The following is a 14,062-nucleotide window of genomic DNA, read 5'->3' on the forward strand; positions in this document are numbered from 1 at the left end:
ATGAAAAAACTATTATTTTTATGTTGTGCACTCTTATTATTAGCAGCATGCGCTCAGAAGGAAGACAACACAAAAGGGAAAGAGACGAAAGGGGACAATAAAATGAATGAACAGTTAGTAGGAAAATGGGAAGGAAATATTGTGATACAAAACGGAGCACTGCCAATTATTCCAATTATAGTTGAGTTGCAGAAAGATAGCGGGAAATTATCAGTACCAGCACAAGGATTATCCAATTATCCATTTAAAAGCATTAAATACAATGGTGATCAAGTAAGTGTATCGATCAACTTAAATGGCTCGGCTATTGAAATTAACGGAACATTAAAAGATGGGCAAATTGAAGCAACGTTTCAACAAAATGGTGGCAAACTCCCACTTGTCTTAAAACCATTCAAAGAACAACCCGAACAACCAGTTACGTATGAAACGATAAAGATTCCCGTTAAAGATGGTGAGTTAACAGTGGCCCTTCAAAAGGCTAGCAAGGAGCCATCACCAGTTGCACTTATCATAGCAGGCTCTGGTCCAACCGATAAGGATGGAAATTCAGCCATAGCTGGTAAAAATAATAGCTTAAAAATGATTGCAGAAGGATTAGCAAAAGACGGTATTGCTACGGTTCGCTATGATAAACGAGGAGTTGGCGATAATCAATCCCTTTTAACAAAGGAAGAGAATATGACTATTGACCAATACGTAGATGACGCAGTTCAAGTAATCAATACCCTTTTAGCCGACAATACTTATTCAAGCGTTCATATTATTGGACATAGCGAAGGCTCATTGATCGGTTTACTAGCAGCACAAAAAGCAAATGTAGAATCTTTTGTTTCTATAGCAGGCACCGGAAGACCAATAGATGAAGTTTTGTTAGAGCAATTAAAAGTTCAGTTTACACCAGCCCTTCTAAAAGAAACAACAGATGTTCTTGCATCTTTGAAAAAAGGCGAGCTAGTGAAGAACGTTTCTTCGCCAGAGTTACAATCTCTCTTCCGTTCTTCCGTTCAACCGTATATGATTTCATGGTTAAAATATAACCCTGCAAATGAATTAGCGAAAGTGAAAAGCCGAGTTTTAATTATTCAAGGAACAACCGACATACAAGTAGTTGCAACTGATGCAGAAGCGTTAAAGAAAGGTAAACCAGATGCCAAGCTTGTATATATGGACGGAATGAATCATGTGTTAAAAAATGCTCCAGCAGATCGCGCGAAAAATTTAGCGACGTATTCAGACCCATCATTACCACTTCATAAAGAATTGCTGCCAGCCATTCAGCAATTTATTTTAAATGAAAAGTAGAGACTAATTATCATGAATGTCATTGTTTGGTTTATCATAATGATTCCGTTCCTAATCTTTGCAATTGTTTTATCACAAGGAAAAGGTGCATTTTTAATTTCTTTCAGCAGGTGTCCAAACAACTGCTGAAAGAAATTAAAGCCTCCGGCGGATGTCACAGAATCGGAAAGGAGTTCTTTGTGCAGGCACAAAGCCGATTCCGGACGCAATTATGCCAAGGCATAATTGATTAGCGGGCTATAATACGATGTCCAACAGTGAGAAAGAGAAATATAACGAAAAAGCACTTGCGATATTTATGGGCAAAGTGATGTACGGCTACTGTTTTTGTTTACTATTATGGGGACTGAACGAGCTATTTAAAACGGAATGGCTATTTATCATCGGGCTCGTTCTCTTTATAGGTCTTACTATTTTCACACTTGTGTATGTCAATACTCGTAATCGTTTTAAAAAATAAGTTTCTATACAAGGTGAACCGCGCGCGAAGAGGAAGAATACCCGCAGAGGCAAGGTAAATACCCGCGGAAAGGGTAGATCTCGCGCGAAGAGGGTGAATACCCGCGCGAAGAGGGAGTATACCCGCGGAAGCAGGGTGAATACCCGCGGAAGCAGGGTAAATACCCGCGGAAGCAAGGCAAATACCCGCGGAAGCAAGGTGAATACCCGCGGAAGCAAGGCAAATACCCGCGGAAGCAGGGTAAATACCCGCGGAAGCAGGGTGAATACCCGCGGAAAGGGTAAATACCCGAGGAAGCAGGGTGAATACCCGCGGAAGCAAGGTGAATACCCGCGGAAAGGGTAAATACCCGCGGAAGCAGGGTAAATACCCGCGGAAGCAGGGTAAATACCCGCGGAAGCAAGGCAAATACCCGTGGAAAGGGTAAATACCCGCGGAAGCAGGGTGAATACCCGCGGAAGCAAGGTGAATACCCGCGGAAAGGGTAAATACCCGCGGAAGCAGGGTAAATACCCGCGAAAGCAGGGTGAATACCCGCGGAAGCAGGGTGAATACCCGCGGAAGCAAGGTAAATACCCGCGGAAGCAGGGGGAATACCCGCGGAAGCAAGGCAAATACCCGCGGAAGCAGGGTGAATACCCGCGGAAGCAGGGTGAATACCCGCGGAAGCAAGGCAAATACCCGCGGAAGCAGGGTGAATACCCGCGGAAGCAAGGTGAATACCCGCGGAAGCAAGGTGAATACCCGCGGAAGCAGGGTAAATACCCGCGGAAGCAAGGTGAATACCCGCGGAAAGGGTAAATACCCGCGGAAGCAGGGTAAATACCCGCGGAAGCAAGGCAAATACCCGCGGAAGCAAGGTAAATACCCGCGGAAGCAAGGTGAATACCCGCGGAAAGGGTAAATACCCGCGAAAGCAGGGTAAATACCCGCGGAAGCAAGGTAAATACCCGCGGAAAGGGTAAATACCCGCGGAAGCAAGGTGAATATCCGCGGAAAGGGTAAATACCCGCGAAAGCAGGGTAAATACCCGCGGAAGCAAGGCAAATACCCGCGGAAGCAGGGTAAATACCCGCGGAAAGGGTAAATACCCGCGAAAGCAGGGTAAATACCCGCGGAAGCAAGGCAAATACCCGCGGAAGCAAGGTAAATACCCGCGGAAGCAGGGTGAATACCCGCGGAAGCAAGGTGAATACCCGCGGAAGCAAGGTGAATACCCGCGGAAGCAGGGTAAATACCCGCGGAAGCAAGGTGAATACCCGCGGAAAGGGTAAATACCCGCGAAAGCAGGGTAAATACCCGCGGAAGCAAGGCAAATACCCGCGGAAGCAAGGTAAATACCCGCGGAAGCAAGGTGAATACCCGCGGAAAGGGTAAATACCCGCGGAAGCAGGGTGAATACCCGCGGAAGCAAGGCAAATACCCGCGGAAGCAGGGTAAATACCGGCAGGAACAAGGTAATTCACATACGAGACAAATTAGTATATATCGAAAAGAGTATGCTCAAATCATGAGCATACTCTTTTGGTTTTTAGGCATCCTTTCACCTTCTGTATTTGAGCAAGTTGTCGCTGATAGTTGTTAAAACGTATACCATGTTGTTTATACGTTGATTAGAGTGAATGTTGATTGATGAGACTTAGAGCAGGGTGGTTCATTGGACGCTTAAATCAACCTCACGTTCATTATATTTTGAAACAATTACTACAACTTTATCGTACAATAACTAAGCAAGGAGCGATTTATTTCAATTCATTCAAGATGAATGAAATAGCACGATGAATCGAATTCAACTAAATTGAAAAGAAGGTGTTCTTATGTATAGCATTGGGAAATTTTCGAATCTATGTAATGTACCTGTAAAAACTATTCGTTACTATAGCGATATTGGGTTACTCGAGCCATCTTTTATAGATGAAGTGACCGGCTATCGTTATTATGATTACGATAAAATGAAAGAGCTGAATACTATTCAGGTTCTAAAAGACTGTCATTTTTCATTAAAAGAAATTGAACAGGTTATAAAAGGGAAAAATGATAAGCAAGATTTAGAGCTAAGATTACATAAAAAAGTTCAGGAATTAGAGCACCAACAAGAAATAATCGCTGAACAAATTCAAAATATTGTCCAAGTGAAACATTCTATAAAGAACGCTGAGACATTTAATGCAAAGCCAACATTATCGAGTTGTTACATAGAAGAACGATCAGAAATACAGGTGCTTTTCATTCGGGAAAAAATCAATATTATCGAAATAGACAGGTTAGTACAAAAATTATTTGAACGAATTTATGCCTATCAATTAGAGATAGAAGGGAAACTTACTGCAATTTTTCATCAACAGGATAGGAAGCAAAATGTAGCAGATGTTGAACTATTGGTGCCAATAAAAGCAACTCAACTGGCGGAGTATATTAAAGTAATACCGGAAGGCAGGTATGCTTGTATAAATATAAAGGGACCGTATTCAGAGTTGAATTTTGGCTATAGTCGCTTGCAGGAATGGCTTACGGAACAATCCCTTAAGACAGAAGGAATGTTTATGGAGCAATACATAAAGGGGCTAATCCCATCCGAAGTAGTAAACCCAATTAATATCAAACCAAATATTGAGCTACATCCAAATGATTTTTTGACAAAAGTGTTTGTGAAAATAAGAAACTAGCTAAACTCTCCTGTAGATGGAGACTTTATTCTATATTTAGCAAGGGTAGAAATGTCTTGCTAGTATTATATAGAATGGGGTATATCAATGAAAATAAATACAGGACAGTTTGCATTTCTTAAAGGTAGTTCGTACGAGATAGGACAACAACAAGCCCGAGAATTTCAAAATATCCCTTTTGCGAAATCATTATTTTTTACGGAAAATTTTGCTTCAGACAAAGCTTATCTTGAAATGAGAGCACAAATAGAGCAGTATTGCACAGGCTTAAATAAAGAATTAGAAGGCTTTGCGGAAGGCTTTGGCTATAAGCCCGAACAATTAAATTTTTATCAAAATGCCTGGTTAATTCCTGGAGGGTGTAGTTTAGGGGCTATTTTGCCTGGAAAAATGGCGGATGGTAAAACATATGTCATAAGAAATTATGATCTATCACCTGACATTTCAGATATGCGCTTATGTACAACTGTCGTCGAGGGGAAGTATACTCATACAGGATTTTCTGTTTCTACATTCGGTCGGAGCGAAGGCTTAAATGAGAAGGGGCTATGTGTTGCCTATGCATCGTGTGGCATGCCTATTGGCAAACATCCTGGTATGAGACTACCAGTAGTACCTGGGTTACAGTTTATGGTTATTGTCAGAGCTCTGTTAGAGAATTGTAAAAATGTAGAAGAAGCCATTTATATGGTTAACAATATGCCAGTAGGAACGAATATGAATCTACTTATAGCTGATGCAAATGGCGACGCAGCTTTAATTGGAACATACGACGGAATAAAGGAAGTGAAACGTGCAGAACTAGATTATCTTATTGCCACTAACCATGGTCTATTTTCTTCAATACAAAAAATGGAGCCTGGCAAGCTCGAGCATTCTCAATTAAGATATGATATTTTAGGGGGGAAATTGAAGGAAAGTGGCAAAAGATCTATTGATGAAATCCAAGAGCTTCTTTTAACAGAGTTTCCTAAAGGGTTATCCGTCCATAATTACAATGAAAGCTTTGGAACAGTGCATTCAATTTTGTTTAACCTTACTGATTTGCAACTGGAATTTTCATTTGGTTCACCATTACAAAATCAGGTGAACAAGATAGGGGGTGGCGACAACTTTGCAAAAACACAAATACCCGTTGAATTTACTAATAAAAGCTATGGAACAGAATTTTGGAAAATAATAAAATCCTAACTAACAAAAAGAACATAAAACGTACACTACTAAAATCAATTTAGTGGTGTACATTTTTTATTTTGCTTTCATTTCTATTGATTTAATAAATGATTATATAAATGTACAATAATCAGCATTCTGTGAGGTGTAGATAAATGTATTGGTATGAATATTGCCCGAAACATATCGAAAGTAAATTGTTCAATACATACAAGAATTTACTCTGGAAATTCTTGGCGTAATGCTTCCGAGAATATCTCGGCTATTCCATTAGGGTTTCCATTTTTCGTTGCTTCTTCTGAAAACCAAGAGTATTCCAAATCGTGAATAATTATGGGTATTTCTCTTTTAAAAGTATTTATAATAACTTTATTTTCGTGTAATATTTTTGCTACATTAGAAACTATCTGTAATAACTCATAATATCCGTTTGGTCCTTTTCCTATATAATTATAATCCTCATCAAACATTAATGTTTCGTCCTCGTACCCAATATCTTTTACGCCATTTTCCTTAAACCATTGTAATAAAATATTTGTTGATTCTTCATCACCAATAATTTCATTTTCATCTTGTCTCCAAAAGGCATAATTCCATCTCTGCTCACTGAGCTGTGGACTATACTCACAATCTTCCTCAGTATTATAACTGATTAAAAAATTAGGGATATTATCTTCATTTGTATATACAAAAAAAGATAATGCATATATTCCTTCCTCATTCCAACTTTCAATAATCGGTTTTGTCTTTCTGTACAGATATTCTGTTAAGTTTACCATAGTAGTCCCCCTACAAAAGTAATTAATCTATAATCCATTTTATTAAATAATTGTTCATTTGTCATATTTTTGACTACTATTCTTTCCTAATCCATTATTTAAGACCTCACAAATAATATACTTTCATTTCATAGATAGTTTAAAATTTTATCTTTTATCACAAATATAAGCTGAACTAATCCAAAAATTAGTTCAACTTAAAAATAAATTGTTATAGTGGTTCACATTGCGAAAGTATCTCCTGACTTCTAATAAAAAACAGTGATAGGTCTTTTTGCATGTACCTGAAAGTCTCGGTGTTGCCATTTACTAAAGCGTAATTACATAGAAAAAATACATAGTGGCCATTTTTTATAGTAAATTCTCTTTAAGACACACTTGTTTCTTAACTTAATTCGTTCGTTACTACTTGGATAAATTCATCTCGATGTTGTGATTCAAAAATAGTAACCCCTTTTTCTTTGGAAAGTTGTAGTAACTTTTGAATATTAGCTTCATCTTTCTCCATAAAGACTTTTTCTACATATTTTAAATCTTGCAAGATATGATGTATAAATGTATCTCCTTCTCTTTTAATATCTATAGCAATAAAATCGAAAGATAATTTTGTTTTAGGTGGAGTAATAATTGTATCAAACAAATAATTTAAAGCTTTAAAGGGGACATAAGGGATACCTTTTTTAAATTCATATTTCTCAATAATAGGTAAAACCTTATCAATAAATTTTTGCATTTTATCAATATTGTAAAGCTTTGTATTTTCTAAATTATTCTTCTTAATAATTTGTTGTATTTTTTCATATTGATGTTGTTCTAACAGTTGTTTCATATATAAAAGTTCTTTTTTGAATTTGGATCGTTCTTTTTTACTTAATTGTCGATGTTCAATAACAGCGTATTCGATTAGCTCCCAGCCTATCTTCGAACCAAAATGAGGTTCTAAAAAATACTTAAGTTCTTCAAAATCGCGCACTTAGGTAACTCCCTTTTAAGTTAGTATTATTAATCGTGCAGGAAAACAAGATAAAAATTTCTTCCCCAACCGCTCATCAAACTTCTTTCATCAGAGCCATATTAAGATGATATTCCTTCGTTTTTACTTAATTCCCAATAATTATGTATTTTATATATAAAAATCATTTTATAGAAACATATAATTTTATTTCATTTTTTTAAAAATAAAATGAATCTTTTCCAATTGCCGTTTGTATAGTCAGTGAACATAAAAATAAGGAGGGATTATTTTGGAGCTTATTGTGAAGGATATTGTGAAAAAATATAATGGTGTGAACGTTTTGGATGGTGTGTCGGCTACATTTCAAATGGGGTATTGTTATTTATTATTAGGTCAGAATGGAGCGGGTAAATCTACATTATCAAAATGTATAGCGGGAGATGTAAAACCTGATAGAGGTACCATTGTATTCAATGAGACGTCTCAACATGTACAGGAGCAAGTTGCGTTGCAGTACCAATTTTTTTCGAGTTATCAGCATCTAAAAATTCGTGAAGTGATCACTCTTTTTACTAAATTGACGAACAATAAGGTTGATTTGGGAGAGCTATATGAAATGTTAGGGTTACCGACTTATGACCACATCTTATTGAAAAATGCTTCAGGCGGTCAGAGAAAAGCAGTATCAATCTATCTATCTTTTTTATTAAATAAACCAATCATCATTTTAGATGAGCCGTTTGCTGATTTAGATTTAACGAAGAAAAAGCAATTGATGTTTTACTTACAAGATGAAATTCGTCAACGTAACAAAATGATTATCATTATTAGTCATGAAGTGGCAGGATTAGAGCCGTTATTTGATTATGTAGTGATCTTAAAAGACGGGAAGCTTATTGAAAATAGCACTCAGGATGAGCTCTATCAAAAATACACTGAGGCGAAATTACCGGGAATCGAAGGTCTCTACTATGAAGTGACAGGCCAAATTTTAGGAGGAAGAGCGGGATGATGAAACAAATTGCACGAATTTATATGTTAGAAAGTATACGAAATGCAGGAATGTCTATTGGAAACTTGTCACCAGCATTTATTTTTTTAATCATGTCAGTTATTTGTAAAAACATGATGACCGGAGAAGCATTTGATTATCTAATTAAAGGCCAGTTTTTACCAGTTTCAATTTTAATGTTAATTTTCTCATTTGCATTTTCTAGCTCTACTATATATTTGGCAGATATGAAGGCCAATAAAACGTTCCAATGGGTACAGCGAACAGGCATTAAGCCACACACTTACTATATTGGGATGGGAATCGGTGTCTTTACATTATTAAATGTATTTTTAGTGCTATTACTCATTGGCTATTCCTTCATTATTGATATTTCACTTTCATCTTATTTTATGATTATTTTGATTAGTAATTTTGTTTTACTGGCATTATATCCATTGAGTTTTATATTAGCAGGTCTATTTAAAAACGAGAAAGTAGCTCAAAGTATGTTAGTGCCAATTATGATTTTATTCATGTTTTCAGTAACGATGACAACGATGTTTTTAACAATTGGGGGAAAAAACCCACATGATTATTATATTTTTCTAAGCTGGAATCCAATGCTTTATTTAAATGATAGCTTGCAAATGTACTTAAATTTAATTAACGACACATGGCTTCCACAGTATCAATATTGTATAATTTTAGCAGTGATTAGCATGGTGCTAGCAGCTATCGCTAAAAAAGTATATACCAGTAAGTAGGTGATTTTATGGGGATCGGATTTATTGTATCTTTAATTGTCATTGGCATTTGGTTTATTATTATTTCGGTAATTACATTCCAGATGAATAAAAAATATATTGTTCGCGAAAATGGAAAAATTAATTATAAAAAAACAACAATTTATTTACGTTGGAATGTATTTGATACTTTAACGCTCGTTTTAGCCATATATACAATACTTTGTATGCAGGCATTAAACATGCTTTTGTCTTTCTCACAAACAATCGAAAATCCATATGTGCAGTTTTTTACAAACCAATCGCAAGCATGGGTCATTGTAATAGTTGCCAATTTGGTAACTCGTGTTTCTATGACATTAAAGTCTATTAAGGCTCATTTGGGGGATGAGCTAGATGATAAGTAACGAGGAGTGGATGGAGGCCTATAAAAACGGCGATGTCGAGGGCTTTGAACAGCTCTATAGTTGTTTGTATGAGCCATTGTACTGCTTTTTATTTCGCTATACTCGGGAAGATCAGCTAAGCATTGATATTGTGCAAGATACCTTTGAGCGTTTACAATATATAAAAGAAGATTTTGATGAGCAAAAGGGAACGGTGAAAGCCTTTTTATTTCAAATCGCGTATCGCTTAATGATTAATAAATTGAACCGGCGGAAAAAATGGCGCACGCTCTTCCCGTTTTTAGTACCGACGTCAAGTCATCGGATATCTGCTGATGAGAAGTTAACGATACAAGAGGCGATACTTCATTTACCCGAAAAGCAGCGAGCTGTTATTTTGCTTGTTTACTATCATGATTTGCCACAGGAGGAAATTGCACAAATATTGTCTATTCCCCTTGGTACAGTTAAATCAAGTATGCGATAAGGACTTTAAAGGAAGAGCTAAAGGAGGATTTCGATGCTTAAGGATGAATTTCAAAAGGAACAATGGTTAAAAGACAGCTTAGATCACGATAAAGTGGAGATTCCTAAGCAGCTAATGACATACAAGAAAAGTCGCTGGCAACGTTTTCTTCAATATTTAGCTTCACCAACGAAGGATCCGTTAGAGCCAATATGTACATCTTCAGTCGGCTATACCTCTTTGAAAATAGTGCCCATTGTTGCGGCAGTATTTATTACAATTCTTCAAATTTTATTGCAATAAATTTTATCAACTAATCAATTATGCCTCGGCATAATTGCGTCCGGAATCGACTTTGTGCTTAGGCCTGCTGAGGGCCGACACGATGTCGGTCATTTCGGTAATGCCACAGGACGTGGCGTTTTTACCGATGCAGGTCAGTTAGCCGTTATCGCATGGATGCGATGATTTTAGGCTAACATCCTATGCGAACTCCTTTCCGATTCTATGACATCCGCCGGAGGCTTTGGGCCAACATGATGTTGGTCACTCAGTCGTTGCCACAGGACGTGGCGTTCTTAGACTAAGTTCTTCTATTTCAGCGGATGTATGGACACCCGCTGAAAGAAGTTAAATTTCTCACTGCCACAATCATTCGGTTGTGGTATTTTTAATGAATAAAATACTATTTATTGCCCATTTTAAGGAAATATTTAGATTAATTTGGAGGTTAGTGCTTTGAGGGTTTTGAAAAAGTTTCCACGACCAAACACGATAAAAGGTCAGCTTCATCGAGCGCTTGTTTGGATTACTTTTATTATTGGTCTATGTATTTTTATTCCAACGCTTTATATTGAATATCGGCAAACGATTCAGCATCAAAATGAAGAGATGACGCAATATTTGGATGCTCAAACATATTTTTTTGAAAGCTGGTTATCAGAACGATCCAGTGATATACATACAATAGCTAATTTAGATTTTGTAAAGGACTATAATTTTGAAAAATCGCAAGCTTTTTTTCAAGATTTTAAAGAAAAAACAGATTTTACAGACTTAATATTCGTTAATAAAGAAGGCATCGTACAATTTGATACAGTTACTGAATTTAGTGCAACTGGTGTTGGTGTTGGAATGGATGTAAAGGATCGTAAGTATTTTCAAGCTGCTAAAAAGACGAAACAACCATATATAACAGATATTTTAATTAGTAAAGTTACTAAGAAGCCTATACTTGCATTTGCTTCACCGATTCTTAATGCACAACAACAATTCAATGGTGTAGTTTTTGGCGCTGTAAATTTAGACACAATCGATCAACTGCTACATGAATCAAGAGTTGGCTTTTTAGGTCAAGCTTATATTATCGATCAGGAAGGTACTATGCTCACAGAATTTAATCATAAACAACAACGGTCTTCTGGTAATTATTTAGTGGATGAGCATATCTTGAACGCAGCTAAAAAAAGTGACCTAGAGCTTTATAAAGATGCGAATAATAAGCGGGTTCTTGCTAAAAGTAAGCCTATAAATGAAGGGAAATGGTTTATCATATCAGAAATGGGTCTGTTAGATGCGTATAAACCATTAATCATTAGAATTTTATGGATAACCTTATGTTTAGTAGTAGGTTCATTTTTTACGATTAAAATGATGTTACATCTTTCTAAAAAAATTGAAGAACCAATCCAGCAGCTTCTTACAGGCGTTAGAAAGGTAGAACAAGGTTTTTATGATTATCAAATAGATGAACAACAGCTAGCACCTTATGCGCATGAATTTCAGGAGCTTTGTTCGTCCTTCAACGAAATGAGCGCTAAGGTGAAAACAGATACCATCTTACTGAAAGAATTATCGATTACTTGTCAGTTGACGAAGCTGTACAATCGGCGTTATTTGATTGAGCAGGGGGAGCTTGTTTTTCAGAAATGTTTAGAAGAACAAAACTATTGTTCATGTATAGCGATTGATATTGATTTCTTCAAAAAGGTCAATGACACATATGGACATTTAATCGGTGATGAAGTCCTAAAGCACGTAGCAAATATCATTACAAATTCTGTGCGAAGAATCGACATTATTACAAGGTATGGGGGAGAGGAGTTTGTCATTTTATCCCCAAATACGACGTTAGAGAGCGCAGTAAAGATAGCGGAAAGAGTTCGAAAGCATGTTGAACATCATCCTTATCATGTGGATGATGTTGAGATTAATGTGACAGTGAGTATTGGCATCGCAGGGTACGGTCATTCTAAAAACATTTCAACATTTTACGAGCTACTTGACAAGGCGGATCAAGCACTTTATATTGCAAAGGAAAGCGGTCGAAACCAACTGAGAGTATGTGATCATACAGGTAAAGTTGATACAAGCCAGATGCTTTAAAAGACTTATTTAGAAAGTGGTATTTACATGAAGGAAATTATACTAAGTAAATTAAAAGAAATTGAAAGTGAGTATCAAGTAAAAATATTATATGCTGTAGAATCAGGTAGTCGAGCTTGGGGATTTCCTTCCAAGGATAGTGATTATGATGTGCGTTTCATATATATACATCAACCTCAGTGGTATCTTTCAATTGATCCTCAAGGTATTGGTGCTAAGAGGGATGTTATTGAAGTACCTATTAATGATTTGTTGGATATTAGTGGTTGGGAAATAACAAAAGCCTTAAGGCTATTTCGCAAAAGTAATCCACCTCTATTAGAATGGTTACGAAGCAATATTGTGTATGATTAACAATATTCATTTATTGACAATGTACGGTTACTGGAAAGAGAAGTATTTTATCCAAATGCATGTTTGTATCATTATTTAAATATGGCTAAAAACAATTATCGAGAGTATTTACAGAGCTCAGAAGTGAAAATAAAAAAATATTTCTATGTCCTTAGACCAGTTTTAGCATGTAAATGGATAGAGAAAAACAATACAGTTTTCACCAATTGATTTTCAGAAATTATTAAATGAAATCATTTCTGAGGGTCCATTAAAAACCGAAATTCAGCAACTTTTCCAGAGAAAAATGGCTGGTGATGAACTAAATTTGGAGCCGCGAATTGAACGTATTAATGAGTATTTAGATAAAGAAATAGAGCATATAGAGACATACTGTAAAAATCTCCACGTTAAAATCGATGATCCTACACAAAAATTAGATGCGTTATTTAGAAGTACATTGCAAGAAGTGTGGGGATAATGGTCATAGATGATAGAAAACTGAATAATTTTTAATCGCAAGGTCATACTAAGAAAGGTTTCACTTATGAAATCTATATTGATGAGGAGGATGGCACGAATGAGTAGGTTCGAACACTTAGACCCAAAATCTCAAAAAATCCACCGCAACTGGTCAAGGATTAAGCATTCGAAATCTCAAGTAAATGGTGAAACGGAGATTACTCTCCATAACCGTATCTTGAGAAGTGAAGCAAGAGCCCGACAGTTTTAATCATGCTAGAAAAGTAAGTGTCATCAAGCCCAGAACATATTCTGGGTTTTTTTATTTTGAAGATCGTTATTCAACTAAAGCATCCCGTTAGTTTAAGTGCATTTATTCACAAACTTATACTTCTTGTTTCATTTTGGAGGGTGTTAGTGATATACGAAGTTCTACAAACTGACTGTATTTTGTAGTTTAAGAACCTTTTTATACTTTATATAACAAGCTATTCTCCAAGGAATTAAATAACAAATAACAAGTAAGAAAATTAGCATACTGAGTGTACCTGGTTCGATAGTAGAAATATGTTGTCGAAAATAATAACGTAAAGCAATCATAATGGCGAAAGTAATTATAAAAGCAGGACTTTTCTTAGCATAAATTAAACCATCATTTCGTATTTCATAATCTGACCATAAAATAAGAGGAATAGAAAAACCCACTCCTAAAAAAATTGCTATAGATAATTGAAGGTATGTGACGTGCCCAGAAGCGTTTAGAAAAAATGAAAATCCTGGTGTTAAAAATAGAAGAGGAAGAATTATTCGCACTCCTCTGCCTTTGGTTGGTTTGTACATAGAACGGATTCTACGAACTAAAATGAACAATCCAATAATTAGAAACATAGAAGTAGCTGGTATTGCAGTTTGCATAAAAACCTCCCCGAATTATGTTTTAATACATCTATTATTA

13 protein-coding genes and 2 pseudogenes are annotated in these 14,062 nt (G+C 36.2%); 12 read left to right on the forward strand and 3 right to left on the reverse strand.

Annotated features, from left to right (window positions below):
• The 4 genes and pseudogenes from ACQKN2_RS08055 (at position 1) to ACQKN2_RS08070 (ending at position 5,622) form a co-directional block, all read left to right on the forward strand.
• Positions 1 to 1,305: an alpha/beta hydrolase gene (locus tag ACQKN2_RS08055; RefSeq protein WP_427414504.1), complete on the forward strand. Its 1,305-nt coding sequence runs from the start codon at positions 1 to 3 to the stop codon at positions 1,303 to 1,305.
• A 241-nt stretch (positions 1,306 to 1,546) separates the two neighbouring features.
• Positions 1,547 to 1,765, forward strand: a pseudogene (locus ACQKN2_RS08060) (DUF3784 domain-containing protein); the annotation flags it as partial.
• A 1,817-nt stretch (positions 1,766 to 3,582) separates the two neighbouring features.
• Positions 3,583 to 4,431: a MerR family transcriptional regulator gene (locus ACQKN2_RS08065; protein WP_427414505.1), complete on the forward strand. Its 849-nt coding sequence runs from the start codon at positions 3,583 to 3,585 to the stop codon at positions 4,429 to 4,431.
• A gap of 87 nt (positions 4,432 to 4,518) precedes the next feature.
• Entirely contained in the window at positions 4,519 to 5,622 is a 1,104-nt protein-coding gene (locus tag ACQKN2_RS08070; RefSeq protein ID WP_427414506.1) for a C45 family autoproteolytic acyltransferase/hydolase, read from the forward strand.
• Positions 5,623 to 5,822: 200 nt separating this feature from the next.
• Here ACQKN2_RS08070 and ACQKN2_RS08075 read toward each other — a convergent pair whose 3' ends face one another.
• Together ACQKN2_RS08075 and ACQKN2_RS08080 are read right to left on the reverse strand one after the other, a co-directional pair.
• The gene (locus tag ACQKN2_RS08075) at positions 5,823 to 6,383 is read right to left on the reverse strand and encodes a hypothetical protein (protein WP_427414507.1); all 561 of its coding nucleotides are present in this window, start codon (positions 6,381 to 6,383) and stop codon (positions 5,823 to 5,825) included.
• Positions 6,384 to 6,768: 385 nt separating this feature from the next.
• Complete coding sequence (locus ACQKN2_RS08080; protein WP_427414508.1) at positions 6,769 to 7,356, reverse strand: hypothetical protein; 588 nt, start codon at positions 7,354 to 7,356, stop codon at positions 6,769 to 6,771.
• Between the two features lie 271 nt (positions 7,357 to 7,627).
• On the opposite strand from ACQKN2_RS08080, the gene ACQKN2_RS08085 reads away from it, so the two are divergent.
• From ACQKN2_RS08085 to ACQKN2_RS08120, 8 genes and pseudogenes are all read left to right on the forward strand, one after another.
• Entirely contained in the window at positions 7,628 to 8,350 is a 723-nt protein-coding gene (locus ACQKN2_RS08085; protein WP_427414509.1) for an ATP-binding cassette domain-containing protein, read from the forward strand.
• On the forward strand, positions 8,347 to 9,096 hold the full coding sequence (locus ACQKN2_RS08090) for an ABC transporter permease (protein ID WP_427414510.1): 750 nt from the start codon (positions 8,347 to 8,349) through the stop codon (positions 9,094 to 9,096). The genes ACQKN2_RS08085 and ACQKN2_RS08090 overlap by 4 nt, the downstream gene beginning before the upstream one ends.
• Positions 9,097 to 9,104: 8 nt before the next feature.
• Positions 9,105 to 9,482, forward strand: coding sequence for a group-specific protein (locus ACQKN2_RS08095; protein ID WP_427414511.1), 378 nt, complete (start codon positions 9,105 to 9,107; stop codon positions 9,480 to 9,482).
• A complete protein-coding gene (locus ACQKN2_RS08100; RefSeq protein ID WP_427414512.1) occupies positions 9,472 to 9,948 on the forward strand; it encodes an RNA polymerase sigma factor in 477 nt (158 codons plus the stop codon). Before ACQKN2_RS08095 ends, ACQKN2_RS08100 begins: the two co-directional genes overlap by 11 nt.
• Positions 9,949 to 9,981: 33 nt before the next feature.
• On the forward strand, positions 9,982 to 10,230 hold the full coding sequence (locus ACQKN2_RS08105; protein WP_427414513.1) for a hypothetical protein: 249 nt from the start codon (positions 9,982 to 9,984) through the stop codon (positions 10,228 to 10,230).
• 435 nt (positions 10,231 to 10,665) lie between these two features.
• Positions 10,666 to 12,312, forward strand: a complete 1,647-nt coding sequence (locus tag ACQKN2_RS08110; protein WP_427414514.1) for a sensor domain-containing diguanylate cyclase — start codon at positions 10,666 to 10,668, stop codon at positions 12,310 to 12,312.
• A 27-nt stretch (positions 12,313 to 12,339) separates the two neighbouring features.
• Positions 12,340 to 13,126 (forward strand): annotated as a pseudogene (locus ACQKN2_RS08115) (nucleotidyltransferase domain-containing protein).
• 99 nt (positions 13,127 to 13,225) lie between these two features.
• Positions 13,226 to 13,378, forward strand: a complete 153-nt coding sequence (locus ACQKN2_RS08120) for a YpzG family protein (RefSeq protein WP_075807286.1) — start codon at positions 13,226 to 13,228, stop codon at positions 13,376 to 13,378.
• Positions 13,379 to 13,539: 161 nt separating this feature from the next.
• On the opposite strand, the gene ACQKN2_RS08125 is transcribed toward ACQKN2_RS08120, so the two are convergent.
• On the reverse strand, positions 13,540 to 14,022 hold the full coding sequence (locus ACQKN2_RS08125) for a CcdC family protein (RefSeq protein ID WP_427414515.1): 483 nt from the start codon (positions 14,020 to 14,022) through the stop codon (positions 13,540 to 13,542).
• Positions 14,023 to 14,062 lie beyond the last annotated feature (40 nt).

It is taken from the genome of Lysinibacillus sp. NPDC093688, assembly GCF_050280145.1.
Taxonomy (GTDB): domain Bacteria; phylum Bacillota; class Bacilli; order Bacillales_A; family Planococcaceae; genus Lysinibacillus; species Lysinibacillus xylanilyticus_B.